Origin of the sequence: Metabacillus endolithicus (assembly GCF_023078335.1) — a bacterium.
In the GTDB taxonomy this organism is placed as follows: domain Bacteria; phylum Bacillota; class Bacilli; order Bacillales; family Bacillaceae; genus Metabacillus; species Metabacillus endolithicus.
Map to the genome: position 1 here is coordinate 735,205 of NZ_CP095550.1, position 20,004 is coordinate 755,208.

Annotated in this window: 18 protein-coding genes and 3 pseudogenes; all 21 read right to left on the minus strand. The window is 35.4% G+C overall.

The window, feature by feature from the left end:
- Positions 1-29: 29 nt before the first annotated feature.
- Positions 30-947, minus strand: coding sequence for a hypothetical protein (locus MVE64_RS04095; protein ID WP_247344026.1), 918 nt, complete (start codon positions 945-947; stop codon positions 30-32).
- A 243-nt stretch (positions 948-1,190) separates the two neighbouring features.
- Positions 1,191-2,486 (minus strand): 3-phosphoshikimate 1-carboxyvinyltransferase, encoded by a 1,296-nt coding sequence (aroA, locus tag MVE64_RS04100; protein WP_247344028.1) that lies wholly within the window; start codon positions 2,484-2,486, stop codon positions 1,191-1,193.
- 117 nt (positions 2,487-2,603) lie between these two features.
- Positions 2,604-3,709: pseudogene (locus tag MVE64_RS04105) on the minus strand (prephenate dehydrogenase).
- 118 nt (positions 3,710-3,827) lie between these two features.
- The gene (gene hisC, locus MVE64_RS04110) at positions 3,828-4,910 is read right to left on the minus strand and encodes a histidinol-phosphate transaminase (protein ID WP_247344031.1); all 1,083 of its coding nucleotides are present in this window, start codon (positions 4,908-4,910) and stop codon (positions 3,828-3,830) included.
- Between the two features lie 166 nt (positions 4,911-5,076).
- Positions 5,077-5,868, minus strand: a complete 792-nt coding sequence (gene trpA, locus MVE64_RS04115; protein WP_247344034.1) for a tryptophan synthase subunit alpha — start codon at positions 5,866-5,868, stop codon at positions 5,077-5,079.
- Positions 5,865-7,061 carry a tryptophan synthase subunit beta gene (gene trpB / locus MVE64_RS04120; RefSeq protein ID WP_247344036.1) on the minus strand — a complete coding sequence of 399 codons (1,197 nt, stop codon included), beginning with the start codon at positions 7,059-7,061 and terminating at the stop codon, positions 5,865-5,867. The genes trpA and trpB overlap by 4 nt, the downstream gene beginning before the upstream one ends.
- Positions 7,062-7,082: 21 nt before the next feature.
- Complete coding sequence (locus MVE64_RS04125) at positions 7,083-7,694, minus strand: phosphoribosylanthranilate isomerase (protein WP_247344038.1); 612 nt, start codon at positions 7,692-7,694, stop codon at positions 7,083-7,085.
- On the minus strand, positions 7,687-8,451 hold the full coding sequence (gene trpC / locus MVE64_RS04130) for an indole-3-glycerol phosphate synthase TrpC (RefSeq protein ID WP_247344040.1): 765 nt from the start codon (positions 8,449-8,451) through the stop codon (positions 7,687-7,689). Before trpC ends, MVE64_RS04125 begins: the two co-directional genes overlap by 8 nt.
- On the minus strand, positions 8,444-9,463 hold the full coding sequence (gene trpD / locus MVE64_RS04135; RefSeq protein WP_247344042.1) for an anthranilate phosphoribosyltransferase: 1,020 nt from the start codon (positions 9,461-9,463) through the stop codon (positions 8,444-8,446). Before trpD ends, trpC begins: the two co-directional genes overlap by 8 nt.
- Complete coding sequence (trpE, locus tag MVE64_RS04140) at positions 9,432-10,973, minus strand: anthranilate synthase component I (protein ID WP_247344044.1); 1,542 nt, start codon at positions 10,971-10,973, stop codon at positions 9,432-9,434. The genes trpD and trpE overlap by 32 nt, the downstream gene beginning before the upstream one ends.
- Positions 10,974-11,360: 387 nt before the next feature.
- The gene (gene aroH / locus MVE64_RS04145) at positions 11,361-11,726 is read right to left on the minus strand and encodes a chorismate mutase (RefSeq protein WP_247346948.1); all 366 of its coding nucleotides are present in this window, start codon (positions 11,724-11,726) and stop codon (positions 11,361-11,363) included.
- Between the two features lie 12 nt (positions 11,727-11,738).
- Positions 11,739-12,815, minus strand: a pseudogene (gene aroB, locus MVE64_RS04150) (3-dehydroquinate synthase); the annotation flags it as partial.
- Positions 12,815-13,987: a chorismate synthase gene (gene aroC, locus MVE64_RS04155; RefSeq protein ID WP_247344047.1), complete on the minus strand. Its 1,173-nt coding sequence runs from the start codon at positions 13,985-13,987 to the stop codon at positions 12,815-12,817. The gene aroC and the pseudogene aroB, both read right to left, overlap by 1 nt.
- Before the next feature lie 78 nt (positions 13,988-14,065).
- A pseudogene (locus MVE64_RS04160) lies at positions 14,066-14,841 on the minus strand (CheR family methyltransferase).
- A gap of 279 nt (positions 14,842-15,120) precedes the next feature.
- Positions 15,121-15,567: a nucleoside-diphosphate kinase gene (gene ndk, locus MVE64_RS04165; RefSeq protein ID WP_247344049.1), complete on the minus strand. Its 447-nt coding sequence runs from the start codon at positions 15,565-15,567 to the stop codon at positions 15,121-15,123.
- A 110-nt stretch (positions 15,568-15,677) separates the two neighbouring features.
- Entirely contained in the window at positions 15,678-16,640 is a 963-nt protein-coding gene (hepT, locus tag MVE64_RS04170; protein ID WP_247344052.1) for a heptaprenyl diphosphate synthase component II, read from the minus strand.
- 142 nt (positions 16,641-16,782) lie between these two features.
- A complete protein-coding gene (locus tag MVE64_RS04175; protein ID WP_247344055.1) occupies positions 16,783-17,499 on the minus strand; it encodes a demethylmenaquinone methyltransferase in 717 nt (238 codons plus the stop codon).
- A 3-nt stretch (positions 17,500-17,502) separates the two neighbouring features.
- Entirely contained in the window at positions 17,503-18,288 is a 786-nt protein-coding gene (locus MVE64_RS04180; protein ID WP_247344058.1) for a heptaprenyl diphosphate synthase component 1, read from the minus strand.
- 279 nt (positions 18,289-18,567) lie between these two features.
- A complete protein-coding gene (gene mtrB / locus MVE64_RS04185) occupies positions 18,568-18,792 on the minus strand; it encodes a trp RNA-binding attenuation protein MtrB (protein WP_121662600.1) in 225 nt (74 codons plus the stop codon).
- Positions 18,793-18,892: 100 nt separating this feature from the next.
- Positions 18,893-19,459, minus strand: coding sequence for a GTP cyclohydrolase I FolE (gene folE, locus MVE64_RS04190; protein WP_247344061.1), 567 nt, complete (start codon positions 19,457-19,459; stop codon positions 18,893-18,895).
- Between the two features lie 169 nt (positions 19,460-19,628).
- Complete coding sequence (gene hbs, locus MVE64_RS04195) at positions 19,629-19,907, minus strand: non-specific DNA-binding protein Hbs (protein WP_034332307.1); 279 nt, start codon at positions 19,905-19,907, stop codon at positions 19,629-19,631.
- Positions 19,908-20,004 lie beyond the last annotated feature (97 nt).

Consider the following 20,004-nt stretch of genomic DNA (forward strand, 5'->3'; position numbering starts at 1 on the left):
TTTCATATATACTCAATCTTTATCATACATCAAAAGGAAACAGTTTGTGGTATAAAACGACCTGAGATTGGGATAAAACATTCTTCCCCGGTGCCAGGTTGGAAGGTGATGTCACCATTAACATTAATGATCTTGCCATGATGTGATGTAAATGCTGGAGAATTCAGTTCAATATTTATCATTGGCTTTCCATCAGTATGATCGTTCATTTCATCTAGTAGATATAAATTATAATTGAGTTGTCCACCTACGCGAATATCGCCTTTCGCAGGATATACTCCCAATCTCATCAAAACATTCTTAGAAAGGGGCACCCCAGGCTCTAAACAGGTATCAATGGATGAAAGGCGATTTTCTTTCATTTGTTTTACCCATTCCTGTAAAAGTTTTTGTTTTTTATAAGATGTTAATTCTTCATCTGCTATATAAGGGATAAGCGTTATTGGATTTGAAAACATAGCATCTCTTATCCAGCCCCATGACTTTGAATCTATCTTATCACCTTTGCCTAGTTCAACAAAAATAATGGATATATTTTGTTGTTTACACTTTCTAATAAGTGATGGGGTAAGAGTTTTTAATGAAAGCTTAACTCCAATATAGTAATCAATTGGCGAGTTAATCATAAGATGCCTTCTTTGCTTTAATTTTGACAACAATTCCTTTTCATAATCAATATCTACCACTGTGAGAAGAGTTGTGCATCCTCTTACTAAGTACTGCATAAATGTACGTTTGAATTCTTTAAATGGAAGTAGTGAATGAAGATAAAAATCCAGCATAACATAGCCAGGGGTTAACAAATACGAACTTAAATCCATCCTTACAAACTTTATGTTATCCATAGAATGACGCATAAACTCAATTTTGTCTTGGTTGATTAATAAAGATGTTTTTTCAATTGAATCGTTTTTTAACAACTTTACTTTGTCCATAATATAACACACGATAAGGCGTCCCTCCTTCCATCTCCTTAAGACAAGCTATGATGAAAAATAAGCATTTATTCACATTGTTTTAACTTGATAAAACGCCTGAAAAGAAGGGAAGGAAAGTTTATAAACTAAAAAAAGAGGGGGGATTCGAAGACTTGGTCTGAAGAGAACAGACACCTCCACTAAAAAACAATGTTAGTTTTTTATTAACTCAAAAAAGAGATTGCTTTTGCATCCAAAAGCAATCTCTTTTACTTATTTGCTTAAGCCAGTTAAATGATCAAAAAAGTTAGGATAAGAAACGTCGATTGACTCTGCATTTAATAGTTCAATCGGCTCTTCCGTTATACAAGACGCAATAGCAAGCATCATACCAATTCGATGGTCACCATGACTTGAAACTGTCGCATTTCCCTTTAAGTTTGTTTTGCCAGTAATAATCATTCCATCGTCAGTAGCTTTTATTGCAGCTCCTATTTTTGTCAACTCACCTACAACTGTATCAATACGATTTGTTTCTTTAACTTTAAGCTCACTTGCATCCTTAATAATCGTTTCTCCCTCAGCTTGAGTTGCTAACAAGGCGATAACAGGAATTTCGTCTATTAGTTTTGGAATTAAATCACCACTTATGGTTGTTCCCTTTAGAGAAGATGTTTTTATAATGATATCTGCCACTGGCTCAAAGGTTTCTTCTTTGCTTGGTATGATCTCCATTGTGGCACCCATCATTTCTAAAACATCAAGGATACCTGTTCTTGTAGGATTAATCCCAACGTTCTTCAAACGTATTTCACTGCTTGGAACGATGGCACCAGCTACGAGGAAGAATGCAGCTGAAGAAATATCGCCTGGAACAAAAATATTTGTTGCTTGTAAAGTTTGACCACCACGAACGGTTGCAGATCTTTCATCTTCCTTTACATCAACCCCGAAAGCTCGTAACATTCTTTCCGTATGATCTCTTGATTTATGTGGCTCAGTGACAGTTGTTTCTTCACCAACTGTGTTTAATCCGGCCAAAAGAATGGCAGATTTAACCTGTGCACTAGCTACTGGGGAATCATATTGAATACCTTTTAGACTGCCACCTCTAATTGAAATAGGGGTATATTGACCATTTTCTCTTCCATCAATGTTTGCTCCCATCATTGTCAGAGGTTTTGTTACTCTCGACATAGGTCTTTTAGCAATTGATTCATCCCCAATAATACAAGAATGAAACGGAGTCCCTGCTAATATCCCCATCATTAATCTAGTTGTTGTTCCAGAGTTACCAACATCTAATATATCAGATGGTTCTTGTAAACCATCCAATCCCTTTCCTTCAACTGTTACAAGGTCTTTTGATACATCAATTGATACACCCATTTTCTTAAAACAAGAAACCGTACTTAGGCAGTCCGCACCCATTAGAAAGTTTGAAATTTCGGTTTTTCCGTTAGCGATAGCTCCGAACATAACAGCTCGGTGTGAAATAGATTTATCACCAGGTATGTTAATTGAGCCAGTTAAACTAGTAACTTTTGATAATCTTTGAACTTCTGACATAATTCCACCTCTTCGATTATTAGAAAAAACTATGACAATATCCTTAGCTTTTTTAGTCCTGTCATCCATAAAAACTTGTAATGAAAGATCGTACAAATAATTATATTTTATTTAGATCTACATAATAAAAGTTTCATAAGCACAATACTTGTTAATACAGTCAATCGCTAGTTCACGATCTCGTTCTGTCTGAAAGCTTAATCTTAATACCCCATAGATTTCTTCACGTGTTTCAATAATTCGTATATTCGTTAAACTGATCTTTTCTTTTGCCAAATATCCAGTTATCTCAGAAATAACCCCGGGATAATCAGGTACATCAACAAATAAGTCATAAAATGACGGAATAGCTCCCTTTTGCTTCTCTGGCAGACCATCTCGATAATTCTTTGCATATTGAAAATATGAAAATAAATTATCAGCTTCTTCATTTGCAACAAATGCTTTTACCCGCTCCATCTCTGAAATCCATTCATCAAATAAGTGTAATAAGGGTTCTTTATTATGGAGAAGAATATCTCGCCACATTGAAGGACTACTTGAGGCAATTCTCGTTATATCTCGAAACCCTCCAGCAGCTAGCCTCTTGACAAGTGGAAATTGCTCTTCATGATTTTTAGCCTGATAAACAAGGCTCGCAGCAACAATATGGGGAAAATGACTAATTACACCGGTAACTTCATCATGTTCATTTGGCGTCATTTCAATGAAATTAGCTTTCGTTCCTTCAAGAACACTTTTTAATAAATCAACATCATTCTGAGTTACATATTGGGAAGGAGTTAATATGTAAAAAGCATTCTCGAACAAATGTGGTTTAGCTGCTAATATTCCTGATTTATGAGAGCCAGCCATAGGATGACCGCCGATAAATTTAATTTTTCCATTTAAATGCTGATTTGCACATTCAACAATTTTCACTTTCGTACTTCCAACATCAGTTACAATAACATCTTTCTTCAGTTGTTCTGATTTTAATTGTTCTATAATTTGAGTTGTTTGTTGAACAGGGGTTGAGAGAAAAATCATATCAACCGATGATAGATCCGGGAAAAGCTTGGTGGCAATTTCATCAATGGCCCCAATCCTTTTTGCTAGATTAGCCTGATCTTCATTTATGTCAAAACCTAATATATGTATTGAAGGATCTTTTTGCTTAATTGATAATGCTATTGAAAGCCCCCAATTAATCCAAGACCTATTATATAAACTTTTTTCACCATAAAATATCACCTTTTTGTCCTATCATAAATTGAGGGTATATATCATTACCTAAGAAAGAAGGTACTAATAATATGAGGATCAAATCTATCATATAAATTAGTACCCTTAAGATAAAGTTTATTGAACAAATTCCCTTAATGCTTCGATAATTTCTTCGTTTTGTTGACGATCTCCAACAGTTATACGTAGGTGGGTAGGAAATCCAAGAGCATTTCCGGACCTTACGATATATCCTTTTTTCAGTAATGCATTAAAAACTTCGTCAGAATCTCGATTAAAGTCAATTAATATGAAATTACCTTCAGAAGGATAATATGGAAGCTTCAGTTCCTCACAGAAAGAGTAAAATTGCTGTAACCCTTCCTTATTTTCCCCCCGACATTCTTCAACAAACTGAGCATCATCTAAAGCTGCAATAGCGGCCACCTGAGCAACTCTGCTTGTATTAAAAGGTTCCCTAGCCGGTTCAATTTTCCGAATTAATTCTGCATTTGCAATTCCATAACCTATTCTTAACGATGCTAAGCCATAAGCTTTTGAGAATGTACGTAGAATCATTAAGTTAGGATATTCGTTAATGAATTCAACAGTTTCTGGATAATCTTCAGCTAAAACATATTCATAGTAGGCTTCATCTACTACAACAAGCACATGTTTAGGCACTTTATTTAAGAAATTAACTAAACTGTCTTTAGTAACATATGTACCTGTAGGGTTATTCGGTGTACAAACCCATACAACCGTCGTGTTTTCATCTATTTGCAGAAGCATATTTTCTAAATCATGATTACCATCTACTAATGGGACCTCACGGATTTCAGATCCTTCAATTACAGCATTATGCTTATATTGAGGGAATGTTGGTGTGGCCATTACAGTATTAGAATCTGGGCTTAGTAACGCTCTACAAATAATTTGAACAACTTCATCTGACCCATTCCCAAAAATTAATTCTTGTTCTTGAACACCTACGTGAGCAGCTAGTTTTGTACGAAGTTCAGCACTATATCCATCTGGATAAATCGCGAGCTGACTCAATTCATCTACAATGGCTTGTTTAGCCTTAGGGGAACAACCATATGGGTTTTCATTAGACGCAAGCTTCACAACTTTTGTTAAATTATATTCTTTTTTAACTTCTTCCATTGGTTTTCCTGGCTGATAAGGCTTAAGACTTAATAATTGTTCTTTTACACGCATAAATTACACCTCTTTTAAATAGAGGCTTTGTTAAACTTTACGGAAAATACTAAATTTCTCTTGTATTTATCCATAAGTTTAACTAAGCCATTAATAAGTAAACATTTCTAATGTTTATTATCATAAAGTTTCATTTCATCTAAAGCAATTAAAATTTTGCTTTTCATTAAGAAACAAAGGTACGTGCAAAATTCTTAAATTCTTCTACAGCATCTCTTCGTGAATTCTCATCTAATAAAGAAGGTTGAAGTCGTTCAATTTCTCGAACTAAAGCACTACCAACAACAACTCCATCACACATATGTGCAAGCTGCTCCACCTGTTCCCTTGAAGAAACACCAAACCCTACAGCAACAGGAACTTTACTATGCTTTCTTACTTCCTCTAGAAAGGATGCAATAGAATCATCGAAATTTTTGCGTACTCCTGTTACGCCTAATGATGAAACACAATAAATAAAACCTTCTGCTGCTTCCGCAATCATCTTAATTCTACTAGAAGAAGTTGGAGCTACTAGAGAAATAAATGCAATAGAATACTCCTTACATTTTTCTCGAAGTTCCTCACTTTCTTCAAACGGAATATCAGGAATTAATAAACCGTCTATCGTATTTTCTCGCAGTAAAGCGAAAAAGGATTCCTGATCTAATTGTAACACAGGATTATAATACGTAAATAGAATTATTGGAATATTCAACCCTTTTTTTCGCATTTCCGGCACAAGTTTGATTGCTTTCACAATATTCATACCATTTTTTAGTGATCGACTTGAGGCCTTCTGAATAACAGGGCCATCTGCAACAGGATCTGAGTATGGTATCCCTAATTCAATTGCCGATGCTCCAGCTTCTTGTAGGGCAAGGGCTAAATCGATTGTTGCCTCAGAGTTTGGATCTCCAGCAGTTATAAATGGAATGAATAATTGATTATTTATAGGTTGATTAAATAGGGCTGTCATGCTTTTCCAACCTCCTTATAGTGAGACATTAATGTGTGGACATCTTTATCTCCCCGACCTGATAAACAAATTAAGATACTTTCCTCAATATTCATCTTTTTAGCATGTTCAAAAGCTGCAGAAAGGGCATGTGCTGACTCAATAGCTGCTAAAATTCCTTCTTCACGAGCTAAAAATTCTAATGCGTCTAATGCTTCCTGATCTGTGACACTTTCATATTTAACGCGGCCAGTATTAGCTAAGTGTGCATGCTCAGGACCTATTCCTGGATAATCGAGTCCGGCTGAGATGGAATATGGTTCCGTTATTTGTCCATATTCATCTTGGAGTAGATAAGTTAATGAACCGTGTAGTACACCTTTTGTTCCTTTTGTAATTGTGGCTGCATGCATATCAGTTTCAACACCTTTTCCTGCAGCTTCTACTCCTACTAATTCTACGTCTTCATTAATAAAAGCAGCAAACATTCCAATTGCATTACTTCCACCACCAACACAAGCAACTACTTTAGTTGGTAGTGTTCCTTCAATATGATAGAATTGATCCTTTGCTTCATCCCCTATCACCCTTTGAAACTCTCTCACAATATATGGGTAAGGGTGTGGACCAACAACTGAGCCTATAATGTAAAAATGATCTTCACAATGCTGTACCCAATATCTCATTGCTTCATTTGTAGCATCTTTTAACGTCTTGTTTCCGCTTGTCACTGGAATTACTTCAGCTCCTAACAGCTGCATCCGAAAAACGTTTAATTCCTGACGGCGTACATCTTCTTCCCCCATAAACACTTTACATTCCATTCCAAATTTAGCCGCAACAGTTGCTGTTGCAACACCATGTTGACCAGCACCTGTTTCAGCAATCACTTTAGTTTTACCCATACGTTTTGCTAAAAGAACCTGTCCAATGGCATTATTAATTTTATGAGCTCCGGTATGATTTAAATCCTCACGCTTCAAATATACTTTTGCTCCACCTAATTTTGTTGTTATATTTCCAGCATAAGTGACCGTTGTTGGTCTGCCAGAGTATTCTTTTAATAAGAAAGAATATTCCTCTAAAAAGCTAGGATCCTGCATTGCTTCTTTATGTGCTTGTTCGATCTCTGCTAATGGACTCATTAATGTCTCCGGTACAAAGCGACCTCCGAAATCGCCGTAACGTCCATTTTTATCAGGATATATGTTCATGTTGTAACACCCTTTCCTCTATCAGTAGAATCTTTTCTTTACTTTTTTTCGGTCAACTTCAATGCCACTAGATAGATCAATAGCCTGTGGATGATAGTTTAAGAGATTAGAAATATTCTCTTCATTAACACCGCCTGCAATAAAACAAATTTTATTATGTTTTTCTGCAAATTCAAGGTAAACAGGTACCGCATCCCAATCAAAGCTAACACCGGTACCTCCCCATTGATCTTTTGTTCTTGAATCTACAACAAATCCATCAACTAACTCTATATACTTTTCCATTTCTTCTAAGGTATGGTCATGATGGTGAAGAGCTTTCCAAATAAAACCTGGATATGTTTCACGAACTTGAGCAATTTGTTCGATCGTCTCATTTCCATGAAATTGAATCACATCAACTGGAACATGTTTTAAAACAGAATGAATTTCTTCTAAAGTAGGATTTACGAATACAGCAACGACTTTCTTCTTTGTATTAACTTCTTTTAACCATTGCCCAACCAAATGTGGATTTACTTTTCTTTTACTTTCTGCAAAGATGAATCCAATGTATTGAGCAATAGAATCTGAAACTACTTGAAGATCTTCAAGACTTTGGACTCCACAAAATTTCAATGCTATTTTAGACATTAAGACTTTCTCCAAATAATTGTTTTACAGCCAATGATTGATTTTCTTTTCTCATTAACGATTCTCCTACTAATACGGCTTTAGCTCCGTACTGTTTAACTAAATCTAAGTCTTCCTTTGTATAAATTCCACTCTCACTTACTAGTAATGTTTCTTCTGGAATTGAAGAAGCCATTCCTTCTAATTGTTGAATATTTGTTTCAAATGTTTTTAAATTTCGGTTATTTACTCCAAGTATTTTTGGGGTAATAACATGTAAAACTTGCTCTAAGTTATGTTGATCATGCACTTCTACTAAGACATCCAATCCTAACTCATATGAATATTGATAAAGATCTTTTAACAGAGCAGGTTCTAGAGCTTCACTTATTAACAATACCGCATCAGCACCTATTCGTTTCGCTTCATCAATTTGAATAGAATCAATAATAAAATCTTTTCTCAAAACAGGTAAATTCACAGCTCTTTTAATAGCAGTTAAGTATTCTCGTTTTCCTTGAAAATAAGGAGAATCTGTCAGAACGGATAAACAATCTGCCCCTCCTTTTTCATATGCAAGAGCAATTTCCACAGGATCAAAGTTTTCCTTAATTAAACCCTTTGATGGTGATGCTTTTTTCACTTCAGCAATTAATGCCATATCCCTGTTAGAAGTAATTAGGGCATCAAGAAAAGAGTGGTTTGGTAAGCCTTCATCTTCAGGCAGAATCAAATTTTTAACTTCTTCTTTTTTAGTTTCGATAATTTTATCAAGCATAATTTTCCTCCTGCTGATGCTGCAATGATTTTAATTGCTTTAAAGCTGTGCCATTTTTAATCGCTTCTTTGGCATATAACACACCCATACCTAATGATTGAACATGATTTGCAACATAAAGTGCTGCACCTGCATTTAAAGCCACAATATTCTCTGCGCTCTCTGGTGCTTCACCTCTAAATATTTTTTCGATAAGCTCTGCACTATCATCTGAATTTTGAACCTGTATATCATCCATAACCCCTTCTACAAGTCCAACATCAGTTGGATGAAGAACGTATCTTGATATATGTCCATTTTTAAGCTCTACAACATCAGTTGCCGTTGTTATAGATATTTCATCCAAGCCGTCTCGTCCTGTAACGAGTAAAACATGCTCTGCTCCTAACCGTTTTAACGCTTCTGCCATTTTTTCTGCATAATGCGTTGAAAAAACACCAATGATTTGACGTTTTGCATTCGCTGGATTTGATAATGGACCAAGTAGATTGAAAACAGTCCGAAACCCAATTTCTTTGCGTGGATTCACCGCATGCTTCATTGAAGAATGAAACATAGGTGCAAATAAAAAGCTCATGTTTTTTTCGTCTAAGCTTTTTACCGCTTCCTCTTTTGAAGTTTGAATATTAACGCCTAGTTTCTCAAGAACATCTGCACTTCCACTTTTAGAAGAAACAGCACGATTGCCATGTTTTGCAACCTTCACCTTTAATGAGGAAGCAACGATTGCTGCTGCAGTTGAGATATTAAAGGTTGAGGAGCCGTCTCCCCCCGTTCCACAGGTGTCTACAATATCAAAATCATAGTTAATAGAAGACATGTGCTTTTTCATCGATTTTGTAAAGCCAACCAATTCATCAACCGTTTCGCCTCTTAGACGCATAATGGACACTAAACTTGCAATTTGACTAGGTGTTGCTTGACCAGACATGATCGAATTCATTACTTCTTCAGCTTGCTCCTCAGACAAAGTATGACCCTCAATACATGTTGCTAGAAGTTCTTTCATCACGTTTCTCCTCCTCAGAAAAGACTTTTTCAGCCAATTGGATTGCTTTTAACATAGCACTCGCTTTATTACATGTTTCCTTCCATTCGAGTTCAGGTACACTGTCCACAACGATACCTGCCCCAGCTTGAACATATGCTACATTATTTTTGACTGTAATCGTTCGAATTGTAATACAAGAATCTACATTTCCATCAAAACCAACGTAGGCAACACAACCTGCATAACTTCCTCTCGCTGTTGGTTCTAATTCTTGAATAATTTGCATGGCTCGTATTTTCGGGGCTCCTGAAACAGTACCAGCAGGAAACGAAGATAATAATGCATCCATTGGATGTACTTCTTCTTTTAATTGAGCCGTAACCTTTGAAATTAGGTGCATCACGTGTGAAAAACGACCAACTTCCATTAACGTAGGAGTATTAACAGTTCCGTAATCAGCAACTCTACCTAAATCATTTCGTGCCAAATCAACCAACATATAATGCTCTGCTCTTTCCTTTTCATCGTTCTTTAATTCTTCTTCGAAAAATAAGTCTTCTTCAACAGTTTTTCCTCTTCTTCTTGTTCCGGCAATTGGATGAATTTCAAGATGTTTATTTTGAATATAAATAAGTCTTTCAGGAGAACTGCCGACAAGCTCTGTGTCATTAATTCGAATATAAAATAAATATGGTGAAGGATTTACGATACGTAAAATTCGGTAAAGTGAAAAACCGTCTGTTGAAATTGGTATTTCAAACCTTTGTGATAGTACTCCTTGAAAAATATCTCCTGCACGAATGTATTCTTTTACCTTCTCAACATCTTCTAAAAACTTGCCTTTTTCATAGTTTGATTGAATTTCATCAAAATTGACATCAAACGAGTCCGAAACTGCTAGTGGTAAATGCTCTGATTGAGGTTTTTGTTTTAGCATGCTTTCAAATTTGTTCAGCTTTGCTTCAGCTAGTTGATACGTAGCCTTTAACCTTGACTCATCTTCGGTACCATTTACTCTTTCGTAGTGAATAAAATAAAGCTGTTTTTCTTGATGATCAAATGCAATAACCGTTTCACAAACAAAAAACATACAATTTTGCTGATTTAAATCATTCGTCTCATGCTTTTTAACTTTTTCAATGATAGAAACTGTATCATATCCAATATATCCTACAGCTCCCCCAACAAAAGGTATCTCTAAATCTGGCAACTTAATGGCTAAATGATCTTGAAGTTGTTTAAAGGTTGTTGTAATGGAATTTGATTTTGATATCGTTTTTCTTTGTTCGTTCAGAATAGAAAACTCTCCGTGGTTTTCTTCTATAAATAAAAATGGATTTAAACCAATAAAAGAATATCTGGACCAGCTAGATTCTGAGTCCTTACTTTCCAGTAAATAAACAGCCTCTTCTTTAAAAAGTTGAAATAATTGAATAGGCGTGAACGTATCCACGATATATTTTTTTACGATGGGGATGGTGCGATAATGCTTGCTATCTTCACAAAAAGTGGAAAAAGAAGAAAAATTCATAGTAACTCACTCCTCCAATATGTTTTGGAGAACGAGTATTTAGGAGGTTATTAAAGGATGAAGATTAATAAAACACTAGTCTCTTGACATATATACTTAAACAAGGCTTAGGTGTTGTTAAAATTTAAACTAACAACATAACCTTTGCAAGCTATATGAATTAAAATAAAAACCCAAAAACACGATGGTTTTTGGGTAGACTTGTGCCTTTACGAAAAAAACCTCAACTAAACTTGACTCATTCTCTGCTACCCTAAACTATTTAACTCTACTCATCTACTTAATCATAATCTTCTACATTATGTTATTATAACTTTCTCTTTACTGTCAAGAATGATATAACACTGTTCCAAATTTTCTAACTACTTTTAAGAGTACCAAACACTGTTAGGACTTTGATAAATCTGGTCTTAACACTGTCGCACCTTCTAAATAAGCATGATAAATTTGCTCTTGCTTTATTGGTGTTTCTACTGTCATCATAATTCTTATGCATTTTTCGAGGCTTCCTGGAACTGGTATTTCTTGCATACACATGACCGGTACATAGACCCAACCTTCGAAATTTCTTAATGCTTTTGCAGGAAATGTTGATATCAAATCATGTGTTACCGTTATAAGGACCTGTGCGACGTTCTCAGGATCTACATTGTTTTTTTGGATCATTTCTTGTAACAGTTTTTCTGTTGCATCAATAACTTGTGGTTCAATATCTTCACCAACTGTTATTGCTCCTCGGATTCCCCTAATCAACGCTCTCCCCCGTTCCTGCTCTCTCCACTCGTTAAGTAAGGATTGGAGCTCTTCTTTGCTGAAAGTTGCAGAAGTTGTTTCTCCAATACGTTCTAATAAAATCATTTTAATTTGATTAGATTTTGTTTTTTTATCTTTAACCATTTTGGCTATTAATTGCTCATTTGTATATGAATCAGGGACCTCTACTGGAAAACCAATCGTAGCAAACCATGTTTTCAACTCACGGTATGGTAAGTCAGCTTGTAATAATTTATTACTTAACCAGGTGGCAAATAACATCCCAATTGCTACGCAGTCTCCATGTGAGAGTTTTCCATAACCAGCCTCTGCCTCAACTGCATGACCTAGAGTATGGCCAAAGTTCAAAATTTCGCGTAAACCTAACTCTCTTTCATCTATTGTTACAACGTCTGCTTTGATTTGAATACCTTCAAGTATCATTCGTTGTAACCTTTCAGATGTAATGTCTTCTAACTGTTGTATTTCTTTTACCAAAAATTCATAGAAGGATTCACTTTTAATAAGTGAATGTTTAATAACCTCTGCAAATCCAGATCGTAATTCTGTTACAGGAAGACTTTTTAGAAACTTGCTATCATATACTACCGCTTTAGGCTGATAAAAAGCCCCAATCATATTTTTTCCTTCGGGATGATTGATTGCCACTTTTCCTCCAACGGCACTATCATGTGCTAGCAATGTTGTAGGTACTTGTATATAAGGAATTCCTCTCATATAGGTTGCTGCAACAAAACCTGTTAAATCACCTACTACTCCTCCACCAAACGCAATAACAACAGATTTACGATCTAATTGCTGCTTTAATGCAAAGGTTTGTACGTCATAAAAAACATCAAAAGACTTAGCCTCTTCTCCGCTATTGATAACATATTTACAGATCGTATAAGTAGGTCTAATCTTGTCGATTAAGAAATCACTATATAAACGATCAACATTTGTATCTGTTACAACAAGTACTTTAGAGGGCTCTAGATTTTTTAGTATCCCTAAGAGTTCATTTATTGCATCTTCCCCGACAATAACTGGATAAGTTGAGTCTTGTGTATGGATGACAATTGACTTCATTAGAAATCCCTCGAATATTTTCGCATTTCTTCAACATTTTCTTTAATAAGATCCATACGATCCAAACCAAACTGTTCAACAATCGCATTTGCAATCTCCCAAGCAACTACAGCTTCCGCAACAACACTTGCTGCTGGCACAGCACAGCTATCAGAACGTTCAATACTAGCTGTGAAAGGTTCTTTTGTATCAATATCAACACTTTGTAATGGTTTATATAGTGTTGGAATTGGCTTCATAACTCCTCGAACTACAACTGGCATTCCAGTTGTCATTCCGCCTTCAAAACCACCTAATCTATTTGTTCTTCTTGTATATCCTTCTTCCTCATTCCACAGTATCTCATCGTGAACTTGGCTTCCAAACTTCCGAGCAGCTTCAAACCCTATACCAAACTCAACACCTTTAAATGCATTAATGCTCACGATGGCACCTGCAATTTTGCTATCAAGCTTGCGATCATAATGAACATAACTGCCTATTCCAGCAGGTAAGCCCTCAACAACAACTTCAACAATTCCTCCAATAGAATCTCCATTTGCTTTAGCATTGTCAATTGCTTCCATCATTTTCGTTTCAGCTTCACGGTCATAACATCTAACCGGTGACTCTTCCGTAACTGCTAACAAATCATCAATATCTTGATATTCATTGTTCTCTGCTCTAACTCCACCTATCTCAAGGACATGACCTACCACTTTAATCCCTAACTCAGCTAGAATTTGTTTAGCTAACGAACCAACAGCCACTCGAACTGTTGTTTCACGAGCAGAAGAACGCTCTAAAACATTTCTCATATCTCTATGTCCATATTTCATAGCACCAACTAAATCTGCATGACCTGGACGAGGACGAGTTATTTGGCGTTTTACCTCTTGCTCTTCTTCAGGAGTTATTGGTTCGGCACCCATAATTTTTGTCCAATGCTTCCAATCTTTATTCTCAACAACAAGGGAGATTGGTGATCCTAGTGCTTTCCCATGTCTTACTCCACCTAAAATTTGAACTTGATCTTTTTCAATTTGCATTCTTCTTCCGCGGCCATACCCTTTTTGTCTTCTTGCTAAATCGATGTTAATAGCTTCCGCAGTTAAATTTAATCCTGATGGAACACCTTCGACTATAGCTGTTAATTGTGGCCCGTGAGATTCACCAGCTGTTAAATATCTCATTTGCTCTCTCTCCCTTCAACGCACTAACGCTTTTAAGTACAAATATATCATAAGTTACTTTAAAAAAATAGCAAGTTTTTACTTCTTTTGATAAAAAAATGTATCTACTGAAGTAAGGTTAAAACGATCAGCATTAAAAATCTGCTCAGTGCTTCCAACAAAGAAAACCCCTTGAGGTTTTAATGCGTTACTAAATTTCATATATAAGCCTTCTTTAGCTTCTTCCGTAAAATAAATTAAAACATTGCGACATACTATTAAATCAAAGTTTGAATCAAAAGAATCTGACAATAAATTTTGCTTTTTAAATTGCACCGTTTTTTTAATATCCTCGTTCACAATATAATTGGTTCCTTCCTGCTTGAAGTGCTTCCGCTTAATATCATCAGGAACCTCATTTAAGGAACGTTCAGGATAGATTCCAAGTTTAGCTCTTGCAATGACATTTTCGTCAATATCTGTTGCAAGAACCTTTACTTTTGAAAGTGGAATCAATTTAGAAAGAATCATCGCAATTGTATAAGGCTCTTCACCTGTGGAGCATGCAGCACTCCAGACTTTCAGATTACTGTTCTTTTCTAATAGTCTTGGAAGAATCTTTTCTTCAAGCACCTGCCATCTTTTATAGTTTCGGTAGAATTCTGAAACATTTATTGTCATTCGATCTAAGAACTCAAAGTAAAGCTCGTTTTGCTTACTTATTCCCTCAAAAAACTCTGAGAAGGTTGAAAATCCCCTCTTTTCATAAAGTGAAATCAATCTTCTTTTCATTTGAGCTTCTTTGTAAAGTGAAAGATCAATTCCTGATTTTTCTTGATGTTTTTAATAAACAGTTCGTAATCTTGATCAACCATGGGGCAACTCTCCTATTACATTTCCTTTTATCCAATAGATGTTTGAAGATCTTACTAATAAATCAGGGGTTTGTTATATCACCCTGTAATCAGAATTATGGGTCTCTATTAAAACTTCTGATTTCAAATACCTTAGAAATAAGAATAATAATTTATAGTATAGCTTAAAATTCAAAGAATTTGCTCAATTTTTATAGAAAAGTGTGGAAACTTGTCAAAATACAATTTTCTGTCTTAGTGTATATAAAAAGAAGCTGGCATATGCCAGCTTCCGTATTATTAATAAATCCAAGTATTTAATGCCTTATCATATTCCACTAATTCATTGTCTTGGAAAAAAAGTGAGATTTCTCTTTCTGCGCTTTTAGTTGAATCCGAGCCGTGAATGATGTTCTTGCTTACAAACATCGTATAATCTCCTCTTATTGTTCCAGGTTCAGCATCTTTTGGATTTGTTTTTCCCATCATTTTTCTTGATAACTCAATTACATTTTCACCTTGCCAAACCATTGCAAACACTGGTCCGGAAGTTATAAATTGAACTAATTCATCATAAAAGGGTTTTCCTTTATGTTCTCCATAATGCTTCTCAGCAAGTTCAACAGGAATGGTCATTAATTTTGCACCAACCAATTGAAAGCCCTTTCTTTCAAATCTACCGACAATTTCCCCAATAAGTTGTCGTTGAACCCCATCAGGTTTAACCATTAAAAATGTTTTTTCCATAATAACATCTCCACCCCATAAAAATTTATGTATAGGCTTTCATACCCCAAAAGAATAATATCATGAGAGGTAAAATATTTCAATCATGGGATGGAGAATTTTAGAAAAGATTAAAATTTTCTTTTTCCAATATATTTTGCAATACTTTGAAGAGTCGATCGCGCTCGATTTTTAGGTAATTCCTCTAAAATACGAAACGCCTTATGAAGATATCTTTCACTAACTTGCGCCGATCTCTCTATCACCCCGGAATTTAATATTTTCTCTAGAATCTGCTGCATATCCTCCGGTGTAGTTTTCATTGATATTTTTTCTATATCTCTTTTCATGATTGGGTCTTCAAGTGCAAATAGTACTGGTAGTGTGATATTACCTTGTAAAAGATCACTTCCTACTGGCTTGCCTAATTCTTCTGCGGTCGAAGTGAAATCTAAAATATCATCGGTAATTTGAAATGACATCCCAACATAATAGCCAAACCAATAGAGCTTGCGATGTATATCCTCAGAAGCACCTGCCGAAACAGCTCCTAATTGACAACTAACAGCAATTAACAATGCAGTTTTTCTCTTAATACGTCTTAAATAGGTTCTTAGTGCTTGATCAAATTGATACTTGTCTTTTATTTGCTCAATTTCTCCTAAACAAACGTCAACAATGGCTTGAGATAAAATTTTGTGAGCCAATGGATCCTCAATATTCGTCATCACTTCTAATGAACGTGCCAATAAATAGTCACCTGTGTACATCGCAATACGATTATCATATCTTGATTTAACAGTTGGTTTGCCCCTTCTTAATTCTGCATCATCTATCACATCATCATGTACGAGAGATGCCATATGTATTGTTTCAAGTGCAACAGCAACATGCTTTACTCGTTGAATGTCATAGTTACCAAACATTGCTGAGAGCAAAACAAAAACAGGACGAATTCGCTTCCCTCCTGCTTGCAGCAACTCCAAATTTGCTTGTCTTAAAAGAGGATACTCTGAAACAGCAGTCTTCTCAAGCTCTTTTTCAATTATTGTTAGATCATTATTTAAAAATGAATACATTGCTTTTAGTTTCATACGTTTTCACCTTAAACCCTGAATTAATGAATTCTCCTTACTTCCACGATATACCATATAAATAGGAATGACCACTATGTTAAAAGAGCAAGCAATATTACTCACATTTCTTAAAACATAAAAGTGGTCATGCCGTATATTTTTAATTATTTTCTTTTTCCTTGACTCCTAAATGCATAGCAGCAACTCCGCCGGTAAAAGCTTTGACTTCAACTTGTTTAAAGCCTGCTGTTTGAAACATCTTTGCTAATTCAACCATTCCAGGGAAATCCCGTGCAGATTCTTGTAGCCAAGAATATTCTTTATAGCTTTTAGCAAATATCTTCCCGAACATAGGCATGATATAACGAAAATAAATTGTGAAAAAATGTTTAAAAATCGGTAAGGTAGGTTGGGAAGTTTCTAAACATACTGCTTTTCCACCCGGCTTTAAGACACGATTCATTTCCTGTAGCACTTGCATATAATCTGGTACATTTCTTAAACCAAACCCAATTGTCACAAAGTCAAAAGAATTGTCTTCAAATGGAAGCTTCATCGCATTTCCATGAATCAGGTTTACATTTTGTAAATCAAGGTCCTTGATCTTTTGTTGACCAATTTTAAGCATGTTTTGACTAAAGTCAAGACCGGTAACACTTCCTTTTGGTCCTACTGCTTCTGAAAGTGCAATGCTCCAATCAGCTGTGCCACAACAAACGTCAAGTGCTTTTTGGCCCTGTTTTACGTTCATCCGTTTCATTGTCTCTTTTCTCCATGCCTTATGGCGCTGAAAGCTTATAACAGAGTTCATTTGATCGTAATTTTGATAAATTTTCTCAAATACTCCATGCACTCTTTCTTCTTTAGACTGATTCATATATTACATACCTTCTTCCACTGTCTTTTTATCATGTAGTAATGCTTCGTGAAAACGAATTGTATGAAGTCGTTCTATCAACAGACTTTTTAAAGAAGGAGCCTTTTGGAATCCTTTATCAAGTAGTGATGCAGTTTTCTCGAAATACATATTACATGCTTCTGTTAAAAAGGGAATTGAAAATGAGGAATTTTTAACAGAATGATCAAAACCTCCATCTTGTACAAACTGAAATTTCTCATGAGATAGTCTTTTATATGTTAAAAAATGTGTACTAAGCATGTTATAAAAGTCAAGTTTAAAATGATCAGCTACACGTTGAAAAAGACTTGTTTCAACTACTTGAAGACTATTAAAAGACGAACTCATTTTTTCTTCATCATGATAATAAAGTCTTATTTTATGTTCATTGATTTCCTTAATAGCCAAGGCTAATGTTCGAACCATCTTAATATCCTTAACTTCTGATAGTAATAAATAATATAGTCCACTAAAATAATCACCTGCAAGAACAGTTAACTGTCTTTGTACAAATTCTCCAGGTTCGATATTAGTCTTTGTCGAAACATCATCATGTGTATCAAGGGCAATCTGAACAAGCATAGCTGTCACTATATAACTTTCTTTTAATTTCTCCGAAAGGTCTATCTCATCAAAAATTGCATAAAAAAGTAGCAATTTATCTTCGTCGATTGTAGGTGAAGGTAAATGTTTTGCTAAATAGGGATGTGAAAGTTTCTCCTCTAGTGCTGTTTTTAATTTTGCTAAATGTACTTCGATGTCCTGCAAATAAATCACCCTTGTCCCCAAAATAACATTCTATCTCTAATTACATGTATTATTTTCTTAAACTAAACTTTGTACTCGCCTCGTCTAGAAAAGGGGACAATTGCATACTTTTCACTCCACTTTTCTAATTCTGCCTATCAATGTTACTTTATATATTATATATCATTTTTTAAGAAGAAATTTAAGCCTGTACCATTATACCACAATTATAGGTAATTGTTATTTATTGATATGCAATCTTAAAGTTCGTTAAACGCAAAGAAAAGCAGGAGAACCTGCTTATTTACGAGAATCACTCTCTATTTCACCAATTCCAGTTTGAATTTGTGCTTTACCTCTTATTTTGATTGCTGATGTATGCTCAGTAAATTGCGCAATCATCACTTCACCCTTATCTAGTTTCTCCGAATGATGGAAACGTGTATCAGAACCCCTTGTCAGTCCGATTACATGAACGCCATCTTCAATTGCTTTAATCACAACGAAGTCATTTTTTTGATTCATCCCTGCACCTGCCTATTTACAGAATGTTGTCTTATCTATCATACCATTCCTGTTAAGTAAAACCTATTAATATGTTTTTGCTTCCATCCTGTATAGGTACTTATCCTTTTATCAAAGATAGTACCTCTGCTCTTGATGCCTCATCTTTTCGGAATACCCCTCTTACAGCAGACGTAACCGTTTGTGCCCCAGGTTTTTTTATCCCTCTCATTGTCATACACATATGCTCGGCTTCAACAACGACCATTACTCCGTGTGGATCGAGTGATTCATTAATACTATCAGCTATGGTTGATGTAATCCGTTCCTGTAATTGTGGTCGTTTCGCTACTGCCTCTACTGCACGTGCAAGTTTACTCAATCCTGTTACTTTTCCACCTTTAGGTATATATGCTACATGAGCTTTTCCGTAGAAAGGTACGAGGTGGTGTTCACACATTGAATAAAACGGGATATCCTTAACTAATACAAGTTCTTCATGATCTTCCCCAAAAATCGTTTGAAAATGTTCAGATGGATCTTCATTTAACCCGCTAAATACCTCAGCATACATTTTCGCCACTCGCTTTGGTGTATCTATCAAACCCTCGCGATTAGGATCTTCCCCTACCGCTTCAAGAATCAATTTTACAGCGTGTTCAATCTGTTCAAAATTAACTTCACTCATGTTGGGACCTCCTGGACATTCATTTGTAGAGATTCTAGCATAATCAAAGGATGAAAAGCAAAGTGGATTAACTTAGAGGAATTTGTTTTCTTACAAATGAAAAGCCCCTTAAATAAGGGGCTCTGTGAAGAAAGCTTGTATGTAATAGTAATTACATGACAAATTAAACTTATTTTCCTGCTACTGCATCTTTAAGTGCTTTACCTGGTTTGAAAGCAGGCACCTTGCTTGCAGCAATTTCAATCTCTTCACCAGTTTGTGGGTTACGACCTTTACGAGCCGCACGCTCACGAACTTCAAAGTTACCGAAACCGATAAGTTGTACTTTATCACCGTCTTTTAGTGCATCTAAAATTGTATCGAAAACAGCATCAACTGCTTTAGTTGCGTCTTTTTTAGATAACTCACTAGCTTCTGCTACTGCGTTGATAAGTTCTGTTTTATTCATGCCTTTCACCTCCTCCCAAAGGGATGGAACTCTTATTAGTCTTCATTTCTTCACAGTTTTGATTAATTGTATACATGATATCGTGATATTACTATCA

Excerpts from the sequence above, each read along its gene's own strand:
- aroA (WP_247344028.1), bottom strand. The coding sequence starts at position 2,486 with ATGTCAGAAGTTCAAAGATTATCAAAAGTTACTAGTTTAACTGGCTCA.
- hisC (WP_247344031.1), bottom strand. The coding sequence starts at position 4,910 with ATGCGTGTAAAAGAACAATTATTAAGTCTTAAGCCTTATCAGCCAGGA.
- trpA (WP_247344034.1), bottom strand. The coding sequence starts at position 5,868 with ATGACAGCCCTATTTAATCAACCTATAAATAATCAATTATTCATTCCA.
- trpB (WP_247344036.1), bottom strand. The coding sequence starts at position 7,061 with ATGAACATATATCCTGATAAAAATGGACGTTACGGCGATTTCGGAGGT.
- MVE64_RS04125 (WP_247344038.1), bottom strand. The coding sequence starts at position 7,694 with ATGTCTAAAATAGCATTGAAATTTTGTGGAGTCCAAAGTCTTGAAGAT.
- trpC (WP_247344040.1), bottom strand. The coding sequence starts at position 8,451 with ATGCTTGATAAAATTATCGAAACTAAAAAAGAAGAAGTTAAAAATTTG.
- trpE (WP_247344044.1), bottom strand. The coding sequence starts at position 10,973 with ATGAATTTTTCTTCTTTTTCCACTTTTTGTGAAGATAGCAAGCATTAT.
- aroC (WP_247344047.1), bottom strand. The coding sequence starts at position 13,987 with ATGAGATATTTAACAGCTGGTGAATCTCACGGGCCACAATTAACAGCT.
- ndk (WP_247344049.1), bottom strand. The coding sequence starts at position 15,567 with ATGGAAAAAACATTTTTAATGGTTAAACCTGATGGGGTTCAACGACAA.
- hepT (WP_247344052.1), bottom strand. The coding sequence starts at position 16,640 with ATGAAACTAAAAGCAATGTATTCATTTTTAAATAATGATCTAACAATA.
- MVE64_RS04175 (WP_247344055.1), bottom strand. The coding sequence starts at position 17,499 with ATGAATCAGTCTAAAGAAGAAAGAGTGCATGGAGTATTTGAGAAAATT.
- mtrB (WP_121662600.1), bottom strand. The coding sequence starts at position 18,792 with ATGAATCAAAAAAATGACTTCGTTGTGATTAAAGCAATTGAAGATGGC.
- folE (WP_247344061.1), bottom strand. The coding sequence starts at position 19,459 with ATGAGTGAAGTTAATTTTGAACAGATTGAACACGCTGTAAAATTGATT.
- hbs (WP_034332307.1), bottom strand. The coding sequence starts at position 19,907 with ATGAATAAAACAGAACTTATCAACGCAGTAGCAGAAGCTAGTGAGTTA.